Origin of the sequence: Shewanella donghaensis (assembly GCF_007567505.1) — a bacterium.
In the GTDB taxonomy this organism is placed as follows: domain Bacteria; phylum Pseudomonadota; class Gammaproteobacteria; order Enterobacterales; family Shewanellaceae; genus Shewanella; species Shewanella donghaensis.
The window spans coordinates 2,582,175-2,606,152 of sequence record NZ_CP041783.1; the positions used below are offsets into that span (position 1 = coordinate 2,582,175).

Annotated in this window: 20 protein-coding genes; 8 read left to right on the plus strand and 12 right to left on the minus strand. The window is 41.3% G+C overall.

All coding sequences use genetic code 11. From position 1 onward, the window contains the following. Positions 1 to 83: 83 nt before the first annotated feature. From nrfD to FPK91_RS11120, 6 genes are all read right to left on the minus strand, one after another. Positions 84 to 1,031: an NrfD/PsrC family molybdoenzyme membrane anchor subunit gene (gene nrfD / locus FPK91_RS11095; protein ID WP_144211316.1), complete on the minus strand. Its 948-nt coding sequence runs from the start codon at positions 1,029 to 1,031 to the stop codon at positions 84 to 86. A 1-nt stretch (position 1,032) separates the two neighbouring features. After that, entirely contained in the window at positions 1,033 to 1,740 is a 708-nt protein-coding gene (locus FPK91_RS11100; protein ID WP_144211317.1) for a 4Fe-4S dicluster domain-containing protein, read from the minus strand. A 69-nt stretch (positions 1,741 to 1,809) separates the two neighbouring features. Further along, positions 1,810 to 2,550, minus strand: a complete 741-nt coding sequence (locus FPK91_RS11105) for a tetratricopeptide repeat protein (RefSeq protein WP_144211318.1) — start codon at positions 2,548 to 2,550, stop codon at positions 1,810 to 1,812. A 44-nt stretch (positions 2,551 to 2,594) separates the two neighbouring features. Further along, positions 2,595 to 3,380 carry an FKBP-type peptidyl-prolyl cis-trans isomerase gene (locus FPK91_RS11110; protein WP_144211319.1) on the minus strand — a complete coding sequence of 262 codons (786 nt, stop codon included), beginning with the start codon at positions 3,378 to 3,380 and terminating at the stop codon, positions 2,595 to 2,597. Between the two features lie 70 nt (positions 3,381 to 3,450). Then, positions 3,451 to 3,882 (minus strand): rhodanese-like domain-containing protein, encoded by a 432-nt coding sequence (locus tag FPK91_RS11115; RefSeq protein WP_144211320.1) that lies wholly within the window; start codon positions 3,880 to 3,882, stop codon positions 3,451 to 3,453. Positions 3,883 to 3,968: 86 nt separating this feature from the next. Then, a complete protein-coding gene (locus tag FPK91_RS11120) occupies positions 3,969 to 5,993 on the minus strand; it encodes a multiheme c-type cytochrome (RefSeq protein WP_144211321.1) in 2,025 nt (674 codons plus the stop codon). 529 nt (positions 5,994 to 6,522) lie between these two features. Here FPK91_RS11120 and FPK91_RS11125 point away from each other — a divergent pair. The 4 genes from FPK91_RS11125 (at position 6,523) to FPK91_RS11140 (ending at position 10,277) form a co-directional block, all read left to right on the plus strand. Then, positions 6,523 to 8,517: a heme lyase CcmF/NrfE family subunit gene (locus FPK91_RS11125; protein WP_227006547.1), complete on the plus strand. Its 1,995-nt coding sequence runs from the start codon at positions 6,523 to 6,525 to the stop codon at positions 8,515 to 8,517. Then, on the plus strand, positions 8,514 to 8,951 hold the full coding sequence (locus tag FPK91_RS11130) for a cytochrome c-type biogenesis protein (RefSeq protein WP_144211322.1): 438 nt from the start codon (positions 8,514 to 8,516) through the stop codon (positions 8,949 to 8,951). The genes FPK91_RS11125 and FPK91_RS11130 overlap by 4 nt, the downstream gene beginning before the upstream one ends. Then, positions 8,944 to 9,528, plus strand: coding sequence for a TlpA family protein disulfide reductase (locus FPK91_RS11135; RefSeq protein WP_144211323.1), 585 nt, complete (start codon positions 8,944 to 8,946; stop codon positions 9,526 to 9,528). Before FPK91_RS11130 ends, FPK91_RS11135 begins: the two co-directional genes overlap by 8 nt. 170 nt (positions 9,529 to 9,698) lie before the next feature. Further along, the gene (locus FPK91_RS11140) at positions 9,699 to 10,277 is read left to right on the plus strand and encodes a nucleoside triphosphate pyrophosphohydrolase family protein (RefSeq protein ID WP_144211324.1); all 579 of its coding nucleotides are present in this window, start codon (positions 9,699 to 9,701) and stop codon (positions 10,275 to 10,277) included. Positions 10,278 to 10,364: 87 nt separating this feature from the next. On the opposite strand, the gene FPK91_RS11145 is transcribed toward FPK91_RS11140, so the two are convergent. The 5 genes from FPK91_RS11145 to FPK91_RS11165 all read right to left on the minus strand — a co-directional run bounded on the left by FPK91_RS11145 (position 10,365) and on the right by FPK91_RS11165 (position 16,142). Then, complete coding sequence (locus tag FPK91_RS11145) at positions 10,365 to 11,381, minus strand: hypothetical protein (RefSeq protein ID WP_144211325.1); 1,017 nt, start codon at positions 11,379 to 11,381, stop codon at positions 10,365 to 10,367. Positions 11,382 to 11,473: 92 nt separating this feature from the next. Beyond that, a complete protein-coding gene (locus FPK91_RS11150) occupies positions 11,474 to 12,355 on the minus strand; it encodes an alpha/beta hydrolase (protein WP_144211326.1) in 882 nt (293 codons plus the stop codon). Between the two features lie 35 nt (positions 12,356 to 12,390). Continuing rightward, a complete protein-coding gene (ubiA, locus tag FPK91_RS11155; protein ID WP_144211327.1) occupies positions 12,391 to 13,281 on the minus strand; it encodes a 4-hydroxybenzoate octaprenyltransferase in 891 nt (296 codons plus the stop codon). A 148-nt stretch (positions 13,282 to 13,429) separates the two neighbouring features. Further along, positions 13,430 to 15,598 carry a DNA helicase II gene (gene uvrD, locus FPK91_RS11160; RefSeq protein WP_144211328.1) on the minus strand — a complete coding sequence of 723 codons (2,169 nt, stop codon included), beginning with the start codon at positions 15,596 to 15,598 and terminating at the stop codon, positions 13,430 to 13,432. A gap of 190 nt (positions 15,599 to 15,788) precedes the next feature. Then, positions 15,789 to 16,142 (minus strand): RidA family protein, encoded by a 354-nt coding sequence (locus tag FPK91_RS11165; RefSeq protein WP_144211329.1) that lies wholly within the window; start codon positions 16,140 to 16,142, stop codon positions 15,789 to 15,791. A gap of 224 nt (positions 16,143 to 16,366) precedes the next feature. On the opposite strand from FPK91_RS11165, the gene FPK91_RS11170 reads away from it, so the two are divergent. Further along, the gene (locus FPK91_RS11170; RefSeq protein WP_158638081.1) at positions 16,367 to 17,290 is read left to right on the plus strand and encodes a LysR family transcriptional regulator; all 924 of its coding nucleotides are present in this window, start codon (positions 16,367 to 16,369) and stop codon (positions 17,288 to 17,290) included. A gap of 114 nt (positions 17,291 to 17,404) precedes the next feature. On the opposite strand, the gene FPK91_RS11175 is transcribed toward FPK91_RS11170, so the two are convergent. Then, complete coding sequence (locus FPK91_RS11175) at positions 17,405 to 17,944, minus strand: outer membrane beta-barrel protein (RefSeq protein WP_144211331.1); 540 nt, start codon at positions 17,942 to 17,944, stop codon at positions 17,405 to 17,407. Positions 17,945 to 18,324: 380 nt separating this feature from the next. On the opposite strand from FPK91_RS11175, the gene FPK91_RS11180 reads away from it, so the two are divergent. The 3 genes from FPK91_RS11180 to FPK91_RS11190 are packed head-to-tail and all read left to right on the plus strand — an operon-like array spanning position 18,325 to position 23,946. Next, positions 18,325 to 19,431, plus strand: coding sequence for an efflux RND transporter periplasmic adaptor subunit (locus tag FPK91_RS11180; protein ID WP_158638082.1), 1,107 nt, complete (start codon positions 18,325 to 18,327; stop codon positions 19,429 to 19,431). Next, positions 19,428 to 22,481 (plus strand): efflux RND transporter permease subunit, encoded by a 3,054-nt coding sequence (locus FPK91_RS11185; RefSeq protein ID WP_144211333.1) that lies wholly within the window; start codon positions 19,428 to 19,430, stop codon positions 22,479 to 22,481. The genes FPK91_RS11180 and FPK91_RS11185 overlap by 4 nt, the downstream gene beginning before the upstream one ends. Continuing rightward, the gene (locus FPK91_RS11190; protein WP_227006548.1) at positions 22,468 to 23,946 is read left to right on the plus strand and encodes an efflux transporter outer membrane subunit; all 1,479 of its coding nucleotides are present in this window, start codon (positions 22,468 to 22,470) and stop codon (positions 23,944 to 23,946) included. The genes FPK91_RS11185 and FPK91_RS11190 overlap by 14 nt, the downstream gene beginning before the upstream one ends. Positions 23,947 to 23,978: the final 32 nt, after the last annotated feature.

Below are 23,978 nucleotides of genomic sequence, written 5' to 3' on the forward strand. Positions count from 1 at the left end.
ACCTAACTGAATTGATTATTTTAAAAAGAGCCACCCTTCAAGACAAAGGGAAGTCAACAAGCGAAAGGCAGCTCTAAAACTCGTTAAATAGCGTAAGTTTGTCCCGCATAAAGGATAAACAAACGCAGGCACATCATGCCGCTAATGACACATACACCCGATAAATAAAACGCTTTTGCAGAATGGCTAAATGTTTTTCCTGTGAAAAAGTTAACTAAGATTGGCCCTAAGAAACCAACACCGACAACTCCAACCCAAAACAAATTAGCCCAAACACCACTTGTGAACGCAGCAAAGGCAGATTGTGCACCTTCATTACCTGTGGCAAGTGACATAGCAATCATCACAATAAATAGAATTTCAGCAATCATAATCGGCCATTCAGCACCATGTAATAGCTTTAGTTCACTACTGTGTATATCTTCTTTAAACACTAACACCGACACCATTTTTGATGCTGCAGCGCCTGCAGATACACCCGATGCGATAAATAAAGCAGGTAAAACTGCTGTATTAATCAATGGAAAACGAATTAGTGCTGAAATTAAGAAACCTGTGTAAGCACAAACCGACACCGCTAGAATCAAGGTTAGTATCTCTAGTGGACGACGAATTGGTTTCAGCAATTTGATCACTGGTAATAATATGCTTAACGCTGGAATCGCTTTAATTTCATCTTCAAAGGCATATAAACACAACACGGCAGTTAATGGGATATAAGCACAGAGTGCGATAACCCCAAGAGACATCACAGACGTGAAGTTGTAGAACACCAAAATACGCCAGAAAAACAGAGGATTAGTTAAGTCTAAAACCAAACACAACATACCTAAGCTAATCGTAACGAACGAAATTAGTGCGGCAGCTTTGTATAACGGCGTGTTAGCTGTTTGGCCTTTAAAAAACCGAATAGCTAACGCAACCACTAACGCACCACCTGAAATTCCTGCTAAAAACAGGTACACCGCGATAGGCCATGGCCACGCTACCCCTTCAGATAGCCCCATGGTGAATTCCATTGAACCGTCCATCTTATACCCCCAATTTAACGACTGGTATGTAACGTAAGCTCGGTTCAGTACCAAACTGAGGTTTCATACGAACTGAGTCTTTGACAGCCAATAATTTATTCACATATGAGTTTGGATCGTTACTATCACCAAAAACTAATGCGTCATATTTACATTGCTGCACACATGCAGGTAACTCGCCTTTTGCTAATTTGCTGGTTAAACAAAAATCACAGTTGTCAGCGACATCAGTATTTTCATTTATGAAACGCGCGTTATAAGGACAGGCACCAATACAGTATTTACAACCGGCACATTTACTGTCGTCCATGGTCACAATCCCAGTTTCAGGATCTTTATGTGCAGCCCCTGTTGGGCATACAGTGACACACGGTGCATTTTTACATTGCTGACATGAAACTCGAACGAACTTACGTTCACAGTTACACTCTTCTTTACCGCAATGTGGGCAAGCTTGACCTTCTACGCCGCCCGATTGATGTTCCATCAAACATTTAGACACGCCTTCAGGTAAGTTATTTGCAGCATTACAAGCCTGCTTACACTCGCCACAGCCAGTACATTTGTTTTGATCAAACACCATGACATAATGAGGTTTATTGGCATTATTACTGTCTTCTTTAACTGAGGTACACCCCATAGGGCCCATAATTAAAGAAGCAGCTCCAATGCCTTTTAGAAACCTCCGTCTCTCTATATTTTCACTCACAACATCCTCCCGATATCAGCATTAGCTGACTGGTATTCATTGGTTCAGCTGTAAATTCAAATGACGAAATTAACGATTTATTTCATCCAATTGAAATTCGGCTTTTATAATTGCATTAGTAATTGATTGTCGATTAAAAGGTTGAGATTGGTTTGTCAGTAAAGCCCGCCAATGTCCGATAGCTATTGCAAACTCACCCTTTAGATAAGCATCTGTTGCAAGTAGCATCCGGGTATGAAGCTCATCACTTTGGATAGACAAAGCAGTATCAATCACTTGCTTTGTTTCTGATCCAAATGTTCGAGCATCACGGTAATACATTGATGTTGCTTTCATCCCTAAAAGCTCAGCGTCGTTGCCAACGAGTGAAATAAGCTGGGTTAGTGTGTCAACGGAGTCAGCATATAAACCGCCTTCTGCATACGACTGTGCTAACGCCATTAGCGCCATTTCATCTTGTGGTTGTTGCTCTACTTGCATCCGCCCTTTAGTGATGTCGGCAGCGACAAGATAATCCACATTGCTATCAACTTTACCCTGGTCCCAACCTTGAAAGTGTCCTCCACTGGCATAAATAGATATTGAAAAGATCAACACGATGACTGACATCCCAACAGGATAACTAGCGCTTGCAAGACCATTGAATTCATCAGATTCAATATTTACTGTCTTGCTAACATCTTTAGTCACGGTGTTATTAGTTTTCACCACAGTACTGCTCAAATTACGGTTATATGCATTGTGGTGAAGCCAGAAGAGTCCGATAAATATACTCAGACATATTGCGATACCCAAGGCCAGAATATTCATAAGTGTCTCTTCTTTAAAATGCTAAAAGTTGTTTCGTTAAGCTGTTACTGATCAGTCATCGTATGGTTCATCATGCCGTCCATACCCATGCCACTTAGGCCCATTCCTTTGGCGTTATCACTAGGTTTTTCTGATTTAATGAGCTCGACTTCAAACACCAAAGCTGTTTCACCAGGAATATTACCAGCGCCATCAACACCGTATGCAAGCTCTGATGGAATAGTGAATCGGTAAGTTGACCCTGCAGGCATAAGGCGTAAACCTTCTTCCCAACCGTCAATGGCGGTTAGCAAAGCAAAGCGAACTGGATCGGTTGTTTCTTCAAATACGGTGCCGTCAATGAGTGAGCCTTTGTACTTCACTGTCACCACATCTTCAGCGGCAGGCTTTACGCCTTCTCCTAGTGTTAATACTTCATACTGCAAGCCAGACTCAGTGACGGTAACACCTGATTTACTTTTGTTTTGCGCTAGATATTCTTCACTGGCTTCACGGCTTGCTGCGGCCATTTTTTCTAATTTTTGCGTATTCAGTAAATTCAGCAACTCACTGCGCTCATTCAAGTAGGTTAAGACTTCTTCATCAGTCATTTTTTGCTGATTTTTTAACGCATCAATCACACCATCAATAACATCTTGAACGTCAATTTTTGCGCCCAATTCAGTTTGACTATAAATTTGACTTGATAAGTAATTCCCCACTGAAGCGCCCATGCTATAAGACTGTTTTTCCACATCATTATTTAAACCGTTACCAGCCATACTGCTTGCTGAAAAAACCAATGAGATACAGGTCGCAATGGTTAGGGCACTTTTGTTAAATTTTTTCATAATGAAATCTCACATTGTTAAGTTGTTAACTATCAGAAATTTACCAATAGTTATTATCTAAAATAAAAGGTTACGGTTTCTCTGTTGGTCTACCTGATAGGCGCCATCCATAGATGCCATCACTCATATGTCTTACTCCGGTGTAACCGATTTTTACGGTTTCTCGAGCTGCCATTGCGCTTGAAGTACATAAGGTGTTTGCACAGTAGAAAACCATTACGGCGTCCTTATTTTTTGGAAGTAACTCTTTCCAATTCTTAACGTTGAAATACACGGCGCCAGGGATATATCCTTCAGCCCAAAGTTCCATCGTGTTCACATCAAAAAAATAAACACCCTCTTTGCCTACTAACGACTCAGCTTCACGCATTGAAATCGGGTTAAGCTGAACGTCATACACTGGAGCAAGAGTTAAATCTCCGCCGCCGCCAGCAAGTACTGGGGTGTTGATTACGACTAACAACGACACTGAAATCAGGATAATGCTAAGTAGTTTTTTCATTACATTCTCTCTAAATATCTCGGCACCACATCGATGCCGAGTTATCGTCAAATGACCTCCCGCATCAGCGAGAAGCCATTATTGGTTTACAGACTATTTTTGTTAATAATTGCTTGAGCTTGCGTAACGTAAGTTAATGCAGCATCGATGCGTTTTTGGCTATAACGCGCACCATGTGCACCCCAAGAACCATCTTTCTTAAGTAACTTAACCGCATCTTGAGCTTTATCAGCAAGTAGCAATACTTGTGATTTGTCTTCAACTGATAACTTAGTCACTTCTAGCAGTTGGTCGATACCTTCAAGCGCTACGACAACTTTGCCGTAAGTCTCTTTAATAGGTGTCTGCCACTTCATGACTTCACCGTAGATCTCTTGTTGATCTTCATAATGTAAGCTTGGGTCTAGTTCAGATTGGAACTGACTATGACAACCTTCGCCATTCACTACGTTATCATCAGAGATTGCAGTACGAGCACATGACCACATTAAGTCTAAATAGTTGTTTCCGTTTGTATTTTTAGCAACAGACCAACCTTTAGTACTTGAATCACGAGACTTACCTTCTGGTGGGTTAAGTGTCTTTTGAGTCGGGTCGATTTCAATCTTCCACATATGAGACTTACGAACCGCGTCAAAACCAGCTTGGTCAGGGAACTGCATTGCAGTGAAGTTTTCACAGCTACCCATGTTTGGCATATGACAACTTGTACAACTTTGGTCGCTATGAGTCTTAGTGTTTTCTACGATTTCAGCTTGAGCGGCATGACAATCGGTACACTCTTTCTTCATTTTTGGTTTGGTATAACCAGACTTCCAATCGTTGCTTGTTACTTCATGTGGATCATGACAAGTTGCACAACGCATGCCTTTTTCATAATGCATAGAAGAGAACATTTGCGAACCTTCAGTACCACATGATGGACATGCAGACTTCATTTTCACACCGAATGCATACTCTATCTTCTCTTTACCTTCATCAGTTTCCGCTAACTCAGGTACAAAGTTGAAACGTTGATGACAACGCTCACAGTTAGAAGGCATTCCGCCGCCATTACCACCATCTAAATGACCACCAGCGCCATGACACTCTTCACAGGCAATACCTTTAGAAATAGTGTGTTCTTGCAGTTTCTTCGGATCACCTAACGCTGCGATGTATTCATCTTTAGATTGGAAATCAAACTTAAAGCTATGACAAACTTCACAGTAAGAACTCGCAGGTTGGAACAACATTTCTTTTTCGTATTTCGCACCATATGAGCTCATGCCAATTTGGTGAGAACCACTTAAACCAAACGCTTTACCATCGTTAGTTGCAGGAAAATCGGGGATAACTGCGTTAATTTTCGCAGCCATTTCAGGGGTTAACCATTCAGCCCAACCACGTGAGAATTGGTTACCACCAGCGACCATTTTACCGGTACCTTCGCTGAGTAAACCGCCACGGATATGGTAAGTACCACGAACAAGGTAACTATCGATGAAACCATATTTAGTACGAGGCGTACCAACAGTTGCATAGATGGCATCCGGCGTAATACCGTCAGCTAAGATAGACGTATCTTTAGTGCCATACATTGGCTTTTTAAGATCGTTATCAACTTCTGGATGGTCGCCAGGGAAACGAATTGTCTTCGCATGACGAGAGCGGCTCCATGCTTCATATTGGACAGCATGACATTCACCACATTTTTCAGGACCAACAAACTTGTTTGGATAATCAAGAATTGATTTCGCACCTAAACGATATTGAACCGCACTAGGACGACCTGCTATTTTGCTATATTTAGGACTATTACCTGTATCTAAATATTCTTCACCACGATCACTCACATGGTACTCACCAATTAAATTACCTTCTTCATGGTATTTAAATAATGGGTGATTCTGAAAAAGATAATCGAATAATTCTTTTTCTTGAACGATATAATCTTGTAGTGTCTTCACACCGATAGATTCTTCAGCACCATTAGAAGTTTCCATAACTTTTAATGCGGTGTGACCCATCGCCTTTTCACTTGTTGCCTTTCCGCCTGCACTCACAGTACCTACAGCGCCAAGACAAAGCAGCACACTGAGTGCGGCTAGTTTGTATTTACCCTGTTTCATTGTCCCACTCCTAATCATCATTACTCTATTTTTATTCACCAAACCTGGCAGTTCAGAAAACAATATAATTAATTTGAGCAAGGGCCATTTTAAGGATAAAAACCGGACTAACCATGCGTCAGATCACACTGTAAAACGACTCAGAGATAACAAAAGATAAAACAAACCTAATGCACTAAATACAATGACTTACGAATTTTTTTAGATTATTTTTTATATAAAAACAAGATTTTTTTAGATATAAAAAAGTTTAAAAAATATTTACGAATATAAAATATTAACGGCTTTGAGTTATTGCCATAATAACAAGATCAACCTCACAGAAAGTAATGACTAACAAAGATAATATTTTCTCAAGTATATTAGTGACGATTTTTAATATCACTTACCTTCTTATAAAGAAGATTAATTTAATAAATTATTTAAATAATAAAAGTCAGTCTTAATTAAATATCAATATAAAAATTTCATTTAAAAATAATTATTGCTAGAAACTAAATTCATAATAATTTCATTAGGTATAGATAAGATGATTCCAGAAATTGGACATTTACTCATAATAATAGCTACCAGCTTGTCTTTATTGCTGGCCACGGTTCCATTATTAGGACTATATAAAGGCAATCGCTATTTAATCAGCTATTACCGCCCATTAAGTAATATGATGGTATTAGCCTTTATTGCTGCTATGACTTGTTTAGCACTCAGTTTTATATTTAATGATTTCTCTGTTGCTTATGTGGCGAATCATTCAAATACCCAGCTTGCTATCTTCTACAAGATTGCTGCAGTATGGGGAAGCCATGAAGGCTCGATGCTTTTTTGGGTCAGTGCGATTGCTCTATGGACTGCATTAATTGCCAACAAAAACACTGAAGACAATGAAGCTTTTTTTGTGCGTACCGTATCGGTGTTAGCTATCGTTATTTTTGGGTTCAGTTTATTCATCATTTTCACCTCAAACCCTTTTGTTAGACTATTACCTAACTTCCCAATAGAAGGTCGAGATTTAAACCCGATTTTACAAAATATCGGTTTAATCATTCACCCGCCGCTATTGTTCTTAGGCTACGTGGGGTTAACGGTTTGCTTTGCTGCTTCAGTGTCTGCATTACTGGGAAAGCAGTTCACTCAAACACAAGCGCAATATATGCGTCCGTGGGCCATCATGACGTGGGTATTCTTAACCGGCGGCAATGCATTTGGTTCTTGGTGGGCATATAACGAACTAGGCTGGGGTGGTTGGTGGTTTTGGGACCCGGTAGAAAATGCTTCATTCATTCCATGGCTAGTTGCTACTGCATTAGTTCACTCTGTGACAATGACTCAGCGTTTAGGACAATGTAAGAAATTCACCCTATTCTTAGCGATTCTTGCTTTTTCACTTAGCCTACTCGGTACCTTCATTGTGCGTTCAGGCGTGGTGCAGTCAGTCCATGCTTTTGCTGCTGACCCAACTCGCGGCATGTCGATTCTTTTCCTACTGGTAGTGTTAGCAGGTGGTGCCTTAACCCTGTTTGCCACCCGAATTTCTTATATCACTGCAGTTGACAGATTCAGTCCTTTTTCAAAAAACACCCTCATATTACTGGGTAACTTATTGTTGGTTGTTGCCGCGTTATCTGTGCTGTTAGGTAGCTATTACCCTATTATTTACAAAGTTATCACCAGCAGTACGATTTCAGTCGGAGCCCCCTATTTCAACAGTATTTTTGTGCCGATTATTTTTATGCTGAGCTTCTTGATGGGCTTAGCCCCGCTCATTCAATGGCAACAAGAAAGGCTATCTAGCTTAGAAACCCCAATGGTACTGCTACTCGTCAGTGTTGGCATCGTCATGTTAATTTGCCTCAACACCGCTTATGCAAATGCGTGGTTGTTCTTTGGCCTACTCGCAACCACATGGATTACTGCAAGCACTGGACTCGCGATATATCAACACCTTAGCTCCACAAGTAAAAACAGCAATAATCATAATCAATCTCGCCGTTTCTATGGCATGTGTCTAGCTCACTTTGGTGTGGCAATATCCATTCTTGCTGGTACTGTGGTCTCTCAGTTTGAACAAGAAGAAGTCCTCAGTATGGGACCAGGACAAGGCCGAGAGTTAGCTGGATACATTTTTGTGTTTGAGCAAACCCAACCAGTATCAACAAATAGTTTTGATGCCTTACAAGCCAATATCCGCATTATGGATTTAGACGAAAATACCGTGGGCTATGTATACCCGCAGCGTCAAACCTTTAAAACCAATGGTATGCAAGCTTCTGCTGCAGGCGTTTACTCTACGCCATTTCAAGACTTATACATTTCAATGGGCACCAAGCTAAATGAGACTGAATATTTAATTCGGATAAGTTACAAGCCAATGGTGAGCTGGCTTTGGATTGGGGCATTATTCATGATGATTGGCGGTATTTTTATCGTATTAGTAAGCCGTAAAACTCAAGTCCAGATTCAAACACAAACTGCCAAGCCATTATCAACACTCGAATCATCAATGCTAAAGGAGCTAGTCTCATGAGTTCACGTATCCTGATGATCACGTTATTACTGTGCGTGTTTATACCTTCAGCAATGGCGGATACCACAATGTATAGCTCAGAAGAAAAACGTAAGTTGGGTTTTGAAATCGCCCAAGAACTGCGTTGCCCTTCTTCAGATAATCGCAGCCTTTTTGATTCACAAACACAAATAGCCAATGAGTTAAAAGGCCATATTTTTAAAAAATTAGATGAAGGCCAATCTAAACAGCAAATCATCAATTTTATGGTCGCACGCTTCGGTGAAAGGATCCGTTACGACCCAAGTCTAAATAGCAGCACACTTGCTCTATGGGTTATCCCTTTTGCTTTAGTCATTTTATCTATCATTGGCGGCCTAGCTTGGGTAATGCGACAACAACAACTTCAATCTACTGAAGAAATTTCATCAATAGACGAGAAAACTTATGAATAAATTACTTCCTTTAACGCTATTACTCCTAACTGGCAGTATTCATTTAGATGCATCAGCTGGACCCGTCGATGTCAAAGTCTATAAAACTGGCGACCCCATTGAAAAGCCACTGGTGATGTCACGTTTTGTAGAACTGCAAAACGCGCGAAAAATTGCTGATATCGACTTTGTCGATCAACAGCATAACAAGGTTAACTTGCATCAATACCACGGTAAATTAGTCATGGTAAACCTATGGGCTACTTGGTGTGCACCTTGTGCGAAAGAAATTCCAGCCATGCAAGTAATACAACAGAAAAATAAAGATAAAGACTTTGTGCTGCTGCCAATTTCTATCGATGAAGATACCAGCGCCATAGCGCCTTTCTTTGCAGAACATGGCATTACTGACTATGACACATGGCTTGATCCTGAAAAGAACATTGATTACATCATGCCAGCAGATCTCATCCCGGCCAGTTTCATTCTTGACGGCAAAGGCAACTTGGTTGGTTTTGTCCGTGGTTACATAGACTGGACTGACGACGGAATACAACCTTATCTAGACGGACTTATCGCTAAGTACGCTAAACACTAGTTTCATCATCACAAAAGGTTACTTTCAACCTCCGCCCTATTCCCTGCTTCTCCGGGGCGGTTCTTTTTATTCTCAACATCGGTGACCTTAGGTCACCGTTTTTCTTGTAGATTCGGCCTCAATTCATTACCATAATCGCCTGTTTTTCTATTTTCTAGGCTTACTTAATAATGAAGTTATCTGTTTTAGACCAAACCATTTTTGACCACTTGTACCGTGATATCAAAGAATTCCGTAGCACCTTTGATCTACCGATCGAAAATGCTGATAGCCTAGATGACAAAGCGGATACCTTGCATACTTCATTAATCATCGAAGAGCTCACCGAGCTTGCTGAAGCGGATTGCCGTGTTGAACAAGCTGATGCAATCGTCGACTCTGTTTATGTACTAATGGGGCGTTTAGTCCACTTAGGCGCAGCAAAAGTAAGTGACCGTTTAGAAATTAGTTATTTAATTGATTTATTACTGTCTGTTGCCAAAAACCGTGAGGTTAACTTCATTGAATGTTGGGATGAAGTTCACTCCAGCAACATGAGTAAAGTATGTCGCACTGAGCAAGAGTTAACTGAAACTATTGCTCACTATGCCAAACAAGGCGTTGAAATCGTGGGCAGCACTAAGGGTGAATTCATCATCGCTAAATGCGCTAAAGATGTTGAAATGGCCGGTAAAGTGGTTCGCCAAGGTAAGGTATTAAAATCCGTTTATTACCGCCCAGCTGATCTCGAAAAATTAGTAAAAAACTAAACAACCACTAAATCAGTTGTTAACCAAAAAATGCGTCCACAGTGGACGCATTTTTTTATGGGTTACGTTTAGTGTAAATATGAATTTTTAAGCCGCTTCAGACTGCTCAATATCAGTTAGTGCCGCGACCACCTTTTCAGGTTCAGCCACATTAATATGCACCACAGTAAGCTTTTCAACTAACTGCCCTAATCCACCAAAATACCATTGTGGGGTTTTAAAACGGATAGTGAGATTAGTCTGCTCACCTCGTCCTACTGATAGCTCATCATCGGCAACCTTTTTGTTTGCTTGATTCACTACAACCGTTTCAATTTCGGTAAGATCGATCGCCATAAAACCCCAAATAGCATTATTAACCACTAATCTATCGCGGATTAGATAAAGTGAATAATGGCGTGATATACGGTAATTCGCCACCAGCATCACCAAACTTAAGCTGATGAATGAAGACACGATAATCGCCACTAACTCGCTCCAGTTAATCAGCAACATATAGCTGACAACACAGCTAGTTAAACAGCCAATAAGCATTAATAACAAATGCCAGGGCTTGGCACTCAATAGCTTAATCTGGCTAATGGCAGTGGGGTGATTACGTGAAAACCATGGAATGGCGTAATACCAGTTAGTTGGCTCTCCAGCCACGATGAAAGCGATAGACAAAGCCTTTTCATCTTCATCTGCGTACAGCTCAACCGCACTCACTCGGGGGTCGCCCTTTACCTTTCTGACCTTCAACAAACCGCGAATGATCGTGAAAACCAGATAAGACTCAATGATCAACAGCACTCCAATAATGGGGTACTTTAACCAAGCAACAAACTCAAAATACTCGGCGATACCTGGCGGAAAACTCAGCCTAGCGACCACGCTGCTAGTACTTAAAATAATAATCAGCTTCCACCACTTTTGGCTGCCTTTTTTGATAATGCAGTACCAATACGCAAACGGAATTAAGCCAAAGTAGCCAATAGCAATAAGGCTTAATCTTAACTCGTCATTCGCAGTCGATAGGGATTCTGGGGTTAACTGCACCCCAATAGTAAACAGTACTATCGCAAAAGCTAAAAACAGCAGTCGATACTTAACTATGGGTCTCATGTAACAATCCTTGTTTAACTATGCTAACGATTTAAGTTATTACGCTTCACGATAAAATTAAACCATTATAATTAGATAAATTTATTTTAATATCAGTTAAAAACAACACCTTTTTTCAGGTCAAACAACCAACTTAACCCATGTATCGCAGTGGTTGGAAATGCCATGCTGTGATTGGCTTCAGGTATCACCATCAACTTGGTATTAATGCCTTGTCCTTCACCACTGCTTAAACGATTTTTTTGTTGTAGCAATTGCTGAAAATCTTTCGCATCCAATACCATGTCATGGCCAAAGTCAGTCAGTGCTGCGGTCTCCAACTCGCCAATACCAATAAACACATTGGCATTAACAACTTGAGATAGGTATTGCTGATCTCGAAATTGCTTAAGTAGCTGCTTATGATCAAACCATAGCGACGGACTACCCAGCACATAATTCTTAAATAATTCTGGTTTTGTACGTAAAACATAAGCGCCAAACAATCCGCCTAACGAGTTACCGACAAAGGTATTTTTAGCCGTTTGGGTGCGGTAATGCTTATTCATATAAGGGATGATTTTGTTAGCAAATAACTGCATATGTCTTTCAGCATCACCAGTGCTGCGCTTCCAACTTTGATCGACTGATGGGGTGTAATCGCGAATTCGGCTCACTGCAGGGCTTTTACCTTGCTGCCATGATACCCCGACTAAAATAGCTTGCTGCATCACGGCATTATTCATCGGGAAACGGGTCGCACCAGAAACGATTTGAAAACTGTACATGGCATCTGTCATATAAATAACAGGGTAATGTTTCAGCTTATCAACTTGGTTATAACTATTGGGAAGTTTGATATACAGGCTATAAGTGCGATCGCTGTCCTCAATCTCTACCATAGTGGTATTCGGGACAATAAAACTCGCAAACGCTGGAGAAGCAACGCTTAGAAAGAGACTAAAAATGAGTACGATACAGCGGAAAATGGTCATCAGCGATCCTTGTTGATGTAATTTTCCGCCCTATTCTACGCACTTATTGAAGAAAATATATAATCGGCGCTTAATGCAACAAATAAAGCAAAACCGGCCCAGTTATTATTAAGGAATGCTTTAAAACATGGTGCACGTTCTCGACCATAAATTAGCCATTGCTGGTAACTGCTAAAAGCAACAAATGTGCTTATACCGATGCCATAAAACAAGCCTCGCTCAGCAGACCAACCCGCCATGACAAAACATCCCAAAGCCGCTAATTGAAAAGCAGCAATACACTGTCGGTCGTAATTACCAAATAAAATCGCAGTGGATTTTATACCGATTTTTAAATCATCATCTCGATCAACCATGGCATACATGGTGTCGTATGCCACAGTCCAGCACCAATTAGCCGCAAATAACCACCAAGCTTCAACAGGCACGTAGCCCAGTTGAGCAGCGTACGCCATGGGAATCGACCAGCTCCAAACGACGCCTAAAAACATCTGTGGCATATTGGTTATCCGCTTCATAAACGGATACATGATGGTTAAGATAATCCCAACAACTGACAACTTAACCACTAATGGATTTAAAAATAACACTAAGCTAAAAGCGATTAACGCCATTACCGTAAACAAAATCAGCGCTTCTTTACTGCTAACTTCGCCTGAGGCCAATGGCCGCATCTTGGTTCGCTCAACATGTGCATCAAGTTTTCTATCAGCAAAGTCATTAATCACACAACCGCAAGCACGCATGATCACCACGCCAAAGATAAAGATGATTAGCACTTTAAAATCTGGCATGCCACCAGCCGCGAGCATTAACGCCATTAAACAAGGCCACATCAATAACAAGGTACCAATGGGTCTGTCTAATCGGGTTAAGCGCTGATAAACCGATAATTTTTGTTTGAACGTCCATGAAACTGCTGACATGGCTTACTTATCTCCTGCATTTGAAGCGTTGCTATTTCTAAATTAACAGTGCTGGCTTCATTATTTCTTAGTAGTCATGTTTATGAACCCACTGGATGACTTTTATGTTTTGCACTTAGGATTATGTCTGCTGTTTTAAATAATTAACCTAGCACACTTCAAGTTTTGCTAATAACACCAATAACCATTTGCTACCAAAGTCGGTAAAATTCACTTGAACGCGGGCTTTATCTGCTGCGCCCTCAAAGTCAGTCACTATGCCTTGACCAAATTTAAAGTGTTTTACTTTCTGACCCACTTTAAAGCCACTGTCATTAGCAATAGATTGTCTTGGCACATTAAAGCGGCTGCTCATTTTAGGTGCAGATACTGACGCTTTCATGCGAATTTCTTCAACATACTGGCTGGGGATTTCACCAATAAAGCGCGATGGGCTCGCATAATCTTCACGGCCATAAATTCGACGAGATTCAGCATAACTGATATACAGCTTTTGCATCGCTCGCGTCATACCTACATAACAAAGGCGGCGTTCTTCATCTAAACGATCGCCTTCATCTAATGCCATTTTGCTTGGAAAAATACCTTCCTCGACACCTGCCATAAATACCACAGGAAATTCTAACCCTTTGGCTGAGTGCAAGGTCATCAATTGCACCGCATCGGTAAACTTGTCAGCTTGGCCTTCGCCCGCTTCTAGTGCCGCGTGAGATAAGAACGCATTTAACTCGCCCATATCTTCTAGCTCTTCTGGCATTTCAAAACTGCGTGCAGCTGTAACGAGTTCATTTAAGTTTTCAACTCGTGACTGCGCCTTTTCACCTTTTTCAGCTTCGTACATAGCACGTAGCCCAGAGCGATCAATGACCTTATCGGCCATGCCATATAAGCTCATATCGCTGGTGTCAGTACGCATACCAATCACTAAATCCATAAAACCATTTACAGAATTTGCAGCGCGGCCGGTAAGCACTTTTTCTTCAATTAAACGCACACTTGCTTGCCACATGGTCATTTCTTGCTGACGTGCGGTTGAGCGAATGATATCAAGGGTACGATTACCAATACCACGGGTTGGGGTGTTAACTACTCGTTCAAAGGCGGCATCATCATTTTGATTATTGATGAGGCGCATATAGCCCATGGCATCTTTAATTTCTTGGCGCTCGAAGAAACGCAGGCCACCGTAAATTCGGTAAGCTAACCCTTTATGCAGTAAGGCTTCTTCTAATACCCGAGACTGTGCATTGGAGCGATATAAAATGGCGCAATCTTCTAACTTGCCGCCGTTATTTTGCCATTCAGCCATTTTACCGACAATAAAGCGTGCTTCATCCATTTCATTAAAAGCGCAATAAACCGCAATAGGCTCGCCCGCTTCGTCTTCAGTCCACAGCTTTTTACCCAAGCGCTCAGGGTTATTGGCAATTAAGTCATTGGACGCATTAAGTATGTTGGCCGTTGAGCGATAATTTTGCTCCAGCTTAACCGTGGTGGAACCAGGGAAATCGGTTAAGAATTTATGCAAATTCTCAACTTGGGCGCCGCGCCAACCATAAATAGATTGATCGTCATCGCCAACAATCATCACGTTAGCTTCTTTGCCCGCTAGCACTCGAATCCACGCATATTGAATGGCGTTGGTATCCTGGAATTCGTCCACCAAGATATGCTTAAAGCGTTCTTGATAATGGGCTAATACATGGGGTTTATTGAGCCACAATTCATGGGCGCGCAATAAAATTTCGGCAAAATCAACAAGGCCTGCTCGGTCGCAAGATTCTTGATAAATTTTATAGATGTTTAATAAATTCTGCTCAATAGGAAAGCCACCCGCATCGATATGCTTAGGGCGTAATCCTTGGTCTTTTTTGCCATTAATGTAGCCTTGGCACTGACGCGGTGGATATTGCTTATCATCTAAATTGAGACTTTTAAGAATACGTTTTAATAAACGTAACTGATCGTCTGAATCAATAATTTGGAAGCTTTGAGGTAAATTGGCATCCTTAAAGTGAGTGCGTAATAGACGATGCGCTAAACCGTGGAAAGTACCAATCCACATACGACCCATGTTACTGCCAACCACTTTTTCAACACGCTCGCGCATTTCTGCAGCCGCTTTATTGGTAAAAGTTACCGCCAAGATGGAGTATGGACTTTGTTGTTCGACCTGCATAAGCCAAGCAATACGATGGGTTAATACCCGAGTTTTACCACTGCCTGCTCCAGCTAAAACTAACATGCTTGAAAGCGGTGCGCCCACTGCTTCACGCTGCTTTGCGTTTAGGCCGTCTAATAATGATGATACGTCCATTGGTCCTCCCAAAAATCAAGCTGGAAGTATATCAGTTCCAAGGCTACTGAGACTAGGAACTGCAATGGATTCTTTAGCGGTTATTTAACGTGTGGACGATTAACGGTCTTGGCAGCGACGATATAAAAACAACATATCGAAAACCATCCACTAAGACGGCTTAAAGAATGTCAAAGGTAACACTTACCCATTACGCGATTTCAGCTGCAACTACCGAAATTTCAACCAGTAAAGCTTCTCGCGCCATTTTAGCCGCAACGCAAGCCCGAGCGGGTGCATAACCTTCAATAACCCATGCATCCCAAACCGCATTCATTTCAGCAAAATAGCTCATATCTTTGACATAAATGGTGGCTGACAACATATGCTTTTTATCACTGCCAGCTTGCAGTAATAATGCTTCGACTTTATCTAACATTGTTTGAGTTTGTTCAGTGATATCTTTGGTGGCATCTAGGCACACTTGGCCACATAAATAGATGGTGCCATTGTGCTTAACAATACGGCTCATTCTTTTGCCAGTTTCAATTCTTTCAATGCTCATGTTTGCTCTCTTTATTCGGTCAATATCGCTATTTTCAATGCAACGGCTTTTAATAAGGTTATTATCAATGAAAGCGAAGCGAAATAACAACTGAGAAAAACTCATTAATTAACCATTAATGCCTCAAGGGTGTGAGCAATGCTGTGAAATACAGGCCATTAATTGACAATAGATTTACCAAAAACCTACACTTGTTTCAGTTACATCAAAAAAGGCTAAATAAATTGCATATCAATGATTTGGAACTCTTCATTGCCGTAGCAAAGCTTGGCAGTTTTTCAAAAGCTGCAGAGTCACTGGATACGAGGCGCGCACTAGTCAGCCGCCGGATTGCTGATCTTGAAAAACACCTAGGTGCACCGCTGTTTGTCAGAACGACCAGAGCAATGTCACTTACCCCAAATGGTGAGCAGTTCTTAGAAGAGATTGAACCGCTAGTGCTGCAGATGAGAAATGCGGCTCATATCATGCGCAATAAAGAATCTGAAGTACAAGGAAGAGTACGCATAGGCTTAATCCCTTTCACTGATAGATTATTAGATAAGTATATTGCCGAATTTGTCACCCAATACCCTAAGGTGCAACTTGATATCTTTATGATCAATGGCGGTTATAAGGAGCTCGCACGTCTTGGATTAGATTTTGTGCTTGATACAGGAACATTAAATGACAGTGGCTTTATCGCTAAAAAGCTCGGTACATTAAAATTAAAGCTGTTTGCTTCGCCATTATATTTAGAAAAAGCCGCTGAAATTAACCATGTGGATGATCTTCCACAGCACTCCTTTATTGGTACTCGGTCAATTAATGGCATGGTTGATACCCAACTCAAGATGGGTGAGCAAATCATTGATGTGAAATATAACATCGTCACCAATGAGTTGAACTCGCTATACAGTTTTTGCTTGGCGGGAGCGGGGATCGCTATGCTGCCCTATAGTATTGCCACCGATGCGATTTCATCAGGACAATTAGTGAGTGTGTTACCTGACATTGAGTCCACTCCCATTGATACATTTCTAGTCTACCCAAGCAGAAAACACATGACGACGGCAGCAAAGTTGTTCGCGAATACCATCATTGATATGGCTGCAACACTTATTGAAACTGAGTCTGATTATTATACTAATGGTATAAAAAAGGCATAACAGCGATAGCCTTATGCCTGATTTAATATAACTAAGTGATAATGCCTAAGCTACTGACCAAAAATATAAAGTATTAGCATTAAAGCCGTTAACAACTAACGGCTAGCGCCAATCTTAGAATGTATAATCTAGGGTTAAATAGACTTGTTGACTGTTATCAATAGAAACACCATTTTTATTGTAATCTTGATCTAAATAACGATAGCCTAAGTCTGATGAAAAGTGCTCATTCCACTGATATTGTAAACCCACTTGACCACCCCAAACAAAATCAGCAGAGGCTTTCCCTGCCACTTTATTATCATTACCACCAGCACTAAACCCCATAAATACTTGCGTGTTTTTAGATACCGGAATTAAGTAATCATAAGACAATAACCAAGAATATTGCTCTTGCTTATACTCTTGATTGCCAATGGTAAACTCATCTTCCATATAACTAAACGTTCCCGTAATACGGTTGTTTTCATTGAGCAACATACCCGCTCGAAGCTGCCAAGGCATGCCTTCGGTATCTTTGCTCACATCACCTTTAAGTGAATCCATTTGATATCCCGTACCGGTACCAATAAAGTACTCAACATCAGCGGCTTGGGCGTTTGTTACCATAAGAAAAGAACAGATTGATACCGCTAGCAACGTTTTAATTTTCATTTAAATACCTTAATAGATGTCACTCAAAAGAGAATTCAATCACCTTGCTGAATTCAGATACCGCCACTTTACCCAAGAATGAAAAACTTGATAAGAGTATGAAACGAAGAATCTTAGTCTCAAAAAAAGAGACAATTACATTAGTAAAGCTGACGTTATCAGTGTGAAAGTAACGCTTAATAGAAGAAAATTTAATTATAAACACCTAAAAATCAGCATTTAAATCAAATTCAAAATGTATCAAAACGTCACAGCTAAACATTTAAAACTTATACACCATAGAGATTGTCTCATTTTACGAGCAAGTGAAACTACTAATATGCCGCTACTTATATAAGGAATATCTACATAAAATAGCCTCAACAATTATGAGGTATACCATGACAAACAATAAATTCACTAAACTGACTCAAATCGCCCTACTTGTTGCTGTAGCAAGTGGCTGTAGTAATGAAGCAAAGGTTGAGATTAAACCGACACAACCTGTTGCTGTTATCACTTTAGGCGAAAGTTATTTTAACCACGACTTACGCTTCTCTGGTGTTTTAGAAGCCCAAGAAAAAGCCCGACTTGCATTTCGTGTTGCAGGTACCCTCATAGAAATCAACGTTGCTCAGGGCGAACATGTTGAGAAAGGACAAATTATCGCAAGGCTTGACCCACATGACTATCAAGTCAGAGTAGCCGAATTAGAAGGTCGTTTAACTGAAGCGAATGCCAGCTATGACCAAGCTAAAAATGAATTCAACCGAACCCAAATTGCCATTAATGGTAATGCAATGTCAGATATTAGCTTAGATCGCGCTAAAACAGGCGTGACTCGAGCCAAAGCCGCGGTCACTGTTGTTGAGCAGAATCTAGAACAAGCAAAAGACGCATTAGCCTATACCGAGCTAGCCGCGCCGTTTAGCGGCATTGTCGGCCAACGTTCTTTTGATAATTTTGAACAAGTCTCTCCAGGTTTCTCGTTTGTGACTTTACATCAACCAGAAAAACTACAGGCCATTGTCGATATCCCAGAAACCATGCTTCCTGCTTTTTCTCAAGGTCAAACAGCCCAAGTATTTGCCAGCAATGCTAACAGTACATTGAAGAATGCGGCAATCAAGGGAACTGTGACAGAAATTGCAACAATTCCAGATAGAATAAAGCGCACTTTCTCAGCGACGATTGCCCTTGATGAAAAACAAACAAACTTATACCCAGGTAAAGTGGTAAATGTACGTATTGTCGATCAAACCATCGACCCAAACAGCATCTGTTTACCTGCGAGTGCTTTAGTTAGCAGTCAAAATATTCCACAAATCACCAAGCTTATCGATAAAACAGCTAAACGCGTTGATATAGAAGTGGTTAAGCAAGGTCGAAATCATATTTGTGTCATCGGTGATATCGCTAAAAATGATGTCATTGTGGTCGCTGGCGGCGCATTCATCTATGACGGCAAGGTCGTTGAAAGAATCCTTCCAATGGGAGACGCACTATGAATTTTGCAGAATTTGCCATAAAACAGCGCGTATTTGTGTGCTTTTTTACGGTGCTTTGCGTTATCGCAGGGATTTATTCTTACTTTGACTTAGGTAAATTAGAAGATCCTTCTTTTACCATTAAGACTGCTGTTGTCGTCACGATGTACCCTGGCGCGTCAGCTGCTGAAGTCGAGAATTTAGTCACTGATAAAATTGAAACTAAGCTGCAAGAAATGAGCTCGTTGAAAACGTTACGCTCATTATCTCGTCCGGGTGTATCGATGATTTTTGTCGATCTTAATGAAACTGTGGTTTCAGATAAGCTTCCACAAGAGTGGGATTTACTCAGACGTAAAGTCAATGATGTGAAGCTAATGCTGCCTTTAGAAGCACAGATTAACATCGTTCAAGACGAATTCTCTGAAGTCTATGGAATGCTATTTGCTATCAATAGTGAAGATGCTTCAGTGCAGCAACTTAAAGATTATTCAAAAGAGTTGCAGCGCCGCCTAAAAGAAGTTGAAGGCATTAAAAAGATTGAATTACATGGCGTACGAGACCGTGTCGTCAACGTTGATATCAGTGATGAACGCATTGCTGAATCAGGCTTATCTGCTGTTCAAGTCTATAACCAATTAGCCAGCCAGAACTTACCGATTGATGCGGGTAGTTTTGACATGGGTATTGAACAAATTCGCGTTGCGCAAACTGGCAGTTTTACTAATATTGAAGACTTAAAAAATCTCACTATCAAGTCAGGCATAGGCTCACTGTCAAGTGGACTCATTCGCTTAGGTGATGTTGCAGATATTTATTACGATTATAAAACGCCTTCACTAACAGAAAGCCGTTTTAACGGTATACCCGCTATTACCTTAGCTGTAAGCCCAGTTAATGGTATTAACGTGGTTTCTTTGGGCGATACGCTTAAAGAAGTCATCGCTCAGTACCAATCAGAATTACCGCTCGGTGTGGATATTAGCACCATTGCCTTTCAGCCTGATGAAGTCCATAAATCCATTACTGGCTTTATTAGCAACCTACTAGAAAGTATTGCCATCGTGGTCATTATTTTAATGATTTTCATGGGCTGGCGCAGTGCATCGATTGTCGGTGCAAGCTTATTAATGACGATTTTATTTACCCTAATCTACATGAACCTGGTTGGCGTAGACTTACAACGGGTATCTGTCGGTTCATTCATTCTTGCTTTAGGTATGCTTGTGGATAACGCCATTGTTATCACCGACATGTTTACCAGTAAATTGAAAGCGGGCAAAGAACGCTTTATAGCCGCTAAAGAATGTATTAATGAAACGTCAATGCCACTATTAGCAGCAACTATTATTGCGATTATGGGTGCGACTCCGGTGGTTTTCTCCACCACTGACGCTGCAGAGTTTGCGTTGTCAGTAGTACAAATTCTTGCTAGTTCATTATTGCTGTCATGGGTTGTTGCCATGACGATTACACCATTGATGTGCTGGGCTTTCATTAAAGCACCTGCTGAAAATGAAGAGAAAAAAGAATCGACTGCAGCTAAAAAGTTTAAAGCGGCTATCACCTGGACCGTTGCTAATCCTAAGTACACTATTGCGATTATCATTCCAGCCTTAATCATCACGTTAGTGGCTACACCAATGGTTAAAGTGAACTTTATTCCGACATCGGATCGCGCCATGGTCTTTGTCGATTATTGGCTTCCAAACGGCAGTCGTATTCAAGATGTTTCTGAAGATATGAAACAGATTGAGCAGTGGTTATTAGCCCGTCCTGAAGTTGATAGTATTTCTACTTCAATCGGTGCGAGTGCGCCGCGATTTTCAGTGACTGTTGAGCCTGAACCACTTGATGGCAGTTACGGTCAAATACTAATTAATACCCATTCATTTGAAGATATTGAAACCTTAGTAGAAGAAGGTGACCTGTGGTTATCAGAAACTTTCCCGCAGGCTCAGCCACGTTTTCGTGACTTAAAACTGGCGACCTCAGATAAATTTAGTATCGAAGCGCGTTTCTCAGGTAACGATCCTTTAGTACTTAAGCAGTTATCTGATCAAGCACAAGTTATTCTCGACCAACATCCACATACCCGTTATGTCCGTGATGACTGGCGTCAAGAAAGTAAGGTCATTCACCCTATCATCAACCAAGAGCAAGCGCGCCTTGCAGGAATCAACCGCACAGATATCGCGATAGCAATTAAGCGTGCCAGTGACGGACTTCCAATTGGCCAGATACGAGAATATGACACGTTAGTCCCTATTATGTTGAAGTCATCAAATGCGAGCTTAGATGATTTGGGCGACATTCCAGTGAGATCACTTTTAGGTCTTCACAGTGTGCCTCTATCTCATGTTGTAGATGGTTTTGAAATGCGCGGCGAACAAAGCATGCTTTGGCGTCGGGATCGTGTACCGACTATTACCGTTCAAGCGGGTGTATTTGGTGACACTATCGGTAATGTTCGTAATGAAGTCGCAACACAAATAGAAGCCATTACACTGCCAGCCGGATACAAAATGGAATGGGGTGGAGAGTATGCAGATGAGCGTGAAGCGATTGATGACATAATGCTTCAAACACCAAAAGCCTTCTTAATTATGGTGATCATCCTAGTACTGTTGTTTAACGCGTTCAAACAACCTGCGATCATTTTAATTACCTTGCCACTGGCCTTTATCGGTGTGTGCTGGAGCTTAATTCTATTTGATAAGCCTTTTGGTTTCATGGCGTTAGTCGGTGCCATTGCCCTATCAGGCATGATCATTAAAAACGGTATTGTATTGCTCGATCAAATCGAACTTGAACGCAAAAATGGTGCCGCACTAGATGACGCCATCATTAACTCGACCTTAAACAGAACCATGGCAATCTCAATGGGCGCACTGACTACCGCTTTAGGTATGGTGCCATTATTGAAAGACCTATTATTCGACCAAATGGCTGCAACCATTATTGGTGGCCTAGCCGTGGCCACTGTGTTGTCACTATTCATTATGCCAGCCTTATATAAATTGCTTTTCAAGCGCCAAGCACAACAGGAGTTAACTCATGAAAATGCGTAATATCTCATTAGTCATCGCCTTATTACTTGGCGGATGCAGCATGACACCGGATTATCAAGCGCCTGAAACCGTGGGATTAGATCAAGTGTATTTGCACGCAGAAAATGCCGATAACGCAGTTATTGAAAATGATTTGTGGTGGCAGAGCTTTAACGACCCACAACTTGATAGCTTGATTGCTGAAGTTCAACAGCAAAATATTAGCATTCAAATTGCGGCGCAGCGAATTCAGTCGGCGCAATCATATAAAACCATGATTTCATCATTAAAAATTCCGACAGTGAGCCTCGGTGCTGGTGCAATAGACTATCGTTTATCTGAAAATGATTCACTTTCAGGCCCGCTTATTGGCGCTGAAATGATTGATAAAGATCAACAAGCACTGATGGTTGGCGCGAATGTTAGCTGGGAAATGGATTTATTTGGTCGACTTGATTCATTAAGTGATGCCGCCAGTATTCGCGTACAACAAGCAGAGATTTTATCTCAAGGGGTCAATACCCTCATTACTGCTGATGTAGTACAGAATTACTTGCAATACCGCGGCGCACAGGCACGTTTAGCCATTGCCAAGCGTAATATTGATGAACAACAACAAACCTTAGAGATGGTGCAAACCTTGGTGAATAGTGGCTTTGGTTCAGAGCTAGATTTAGCCAGTGCTCGTGCAGCACTCGCTAGCGTAACGGCAAGCCAAACATTGTTTGAAACCGCTGAAAAAGTACATTTATACCGTATATCAACATTACTGGGTCAACATCCACGTGACATCATCAGTCGTTTTGAAGCTGCACCGCTGCCAACTGTGACAGGTCAAATTCCAACAGGGATGCCGTCAGACATATTGAAGCGCCGCACTGATATTGCTTTAGCAGAGCGAGAAATGGCTGCTATTAATGCTGAACTTGGTGCCAGTATCGCTAATCAATATCCACAATTTTACCTCACTGCAAGTCCGGGTGTTGTAGCAGAAAGCGCCGATGACTTATTCAGTTCAAGCTCTTTAGGATGGGCTGCAGGTATTGGCGCAAAGTGGACCATATTTGATGGTGGCCGCAGCAGCGCAATGGTTGATATGCAGCAGTCGCGCTTCAAACAAGCCAGTCTTCGTTATGAACATGCTGTGAATGCAGCGTTCAATGAGGTCGAAACCACGTTAATGAGTTACGGCAACAGCTTACGTTTCTATCAGCAACTCAATATTGCAGCTGCTCAAACAGAAACTGCAGTAGAAAAAGCCAATAGCTTATATAAAGCCGGCTTGATTGATTACATCCAAGTGCTTGATGCACAAAGACAAGATAACACCATGCAAGATGCTGCTGTCGTTGCACAACTCAACATCGCATCAAACGTTATTTTAGTAAATAAAGCACTGGGTGGTGATTGGAAAGTCGCTAAAAATAAGCAAGAAGTTGAAACCAACAAGGTGGCTAAGATGTCACTGTCAAACTCGGCTGAGTAGTACTCAAGACTCACAAGCAGCATTATATTCCC

Excerpts from the sequence above, each read along its gene's own strand:
- nrfD (WP_144211316.1), bottom strand. The coding sequence starts at position 1,031 with ATGGACGGTTCAATGGAATTCACCATGGGGCTATCTGAAGGGGTAGCG.
- FPK91_RS11105 (WP_144211318.1), bottom strand. The coding sequence starts at position 2,550 with ATGAATATTCTGGCCTTGGGTATCGCAATATGTCTGAGTATATTTATC.
- FPK91_RS11110 (WP_144211319.1), bottom strand. The coding sequence starts at position 3,380 with ATGAAAAAATTTAACAAAAGTGCCCTAACCATTGCGACCTGTATCTCA.
- FPK91_RS11115 (WP_144211320.1), bottom strand. The coding sequence starts at position 3,882 with ATGAAAAAACTACTTAGCATTATCCTGATTTCAGTGTCGTTGTTAGTC.
- FPK91_RS11120 (WP_144211321.1), bottom strand. The coding sequence starts at position 5,993 with ATGAAACAGGGTAAATACAAACTAGCCGCACTCAGTGTGCTGCTTTGT.
- FPK91_RS11125 (WP_227006547.1), top strand. The coding sequence starts at position 6,523 with ATGATTCCAGAAATTGGACATTTACTCATAATAATAGCTACCAGCTTG.
- FPK91_RS11130 (WP_144211322.1), top strand. The coding sequence starts at position 8,514 with ATGAGTTCACGTATCCTGATGATCACGTTATTACTGTGCGTGTTTATA.
- FPK91_RS11135 (WP_144211323.1), top strand. The coding sequence starts at position 8,944 with ATGAATAAATTACTTCCTTTAACGCTATTACTCCTAACTGGCAGTATT.
- FPK91_RS11140 (WP_144211324.1), top strand. The coding sequence starts at position 9,699 with ATGAAGTTATCTGTTTTAGACCAAACCATTTTTGACCACTTGTACCGT.
- FPK91_RS11145 (WP_144211325.1), bottom strand. The coding sequence starts at position 11,381 with ATGAGACCCATAGTTAAGTATCGACTGCTGTTTTTAGCTTTTGCGATA.
- FPK91_RS11150 (WP_144211326.1), bottom strand. The coding sequence starts at position 12,355 with ATGACCATTTTCCGCTGTATCGTACTCATTTTTAGTCTCTTTCTAAGC.
- ubiA (WP_144211327.1), bottom strand. The coding sequence starts at position 13,281 with ATGTCAGCAGTTTCATGGACGTTCAAACAAAAATTATCGGTTTATCAG.
- uvrD (WP_144211328.1), bottom strand. The coding sequence starts at position 15,598 with ATGGACGTATCATCATTATTAGACGGCCTAAACGCAAAGCAGCGTGAA.
- FPK91_RS11165 (WP_144211329.1), bottom strand. The coding sequence starts at position 16,142 with ATGAGCATTGAAAGAATTGAAACTGGCAAAAGAATGAGCCGTATTGTT.
- FPK91_RS11175 (WP_144211331.1), bottom strand. The coding sequence starts at position 17,944 with ATGAAAATTAAAACGTTGCTAGCGGTATCAATCTGTTCTTTTCTTATG.
- FPK91_RS11180 (WP_158638082.1), top strand. The coding sequence starts at position 18,325 with ATGACAAACAATAAATTCACTAAACTGACTCAAATCGCCCTACTTGTT.
- FPK91_RS11185 (WP_144211333.1), top strand. The coding sequence starts at position 19,428 with ATGAATTTTGCAGAATTTGCCATAAAACAGCGCGTATTTGTGTGCTTT.
- FPK91_RS11190 (WP_227006548.1), top strand. The coding sequence starts at position 22,468 with ATGAAAATGCGTAATATCTCATTAGTCATCGCCTTATTACTTGGCGGA.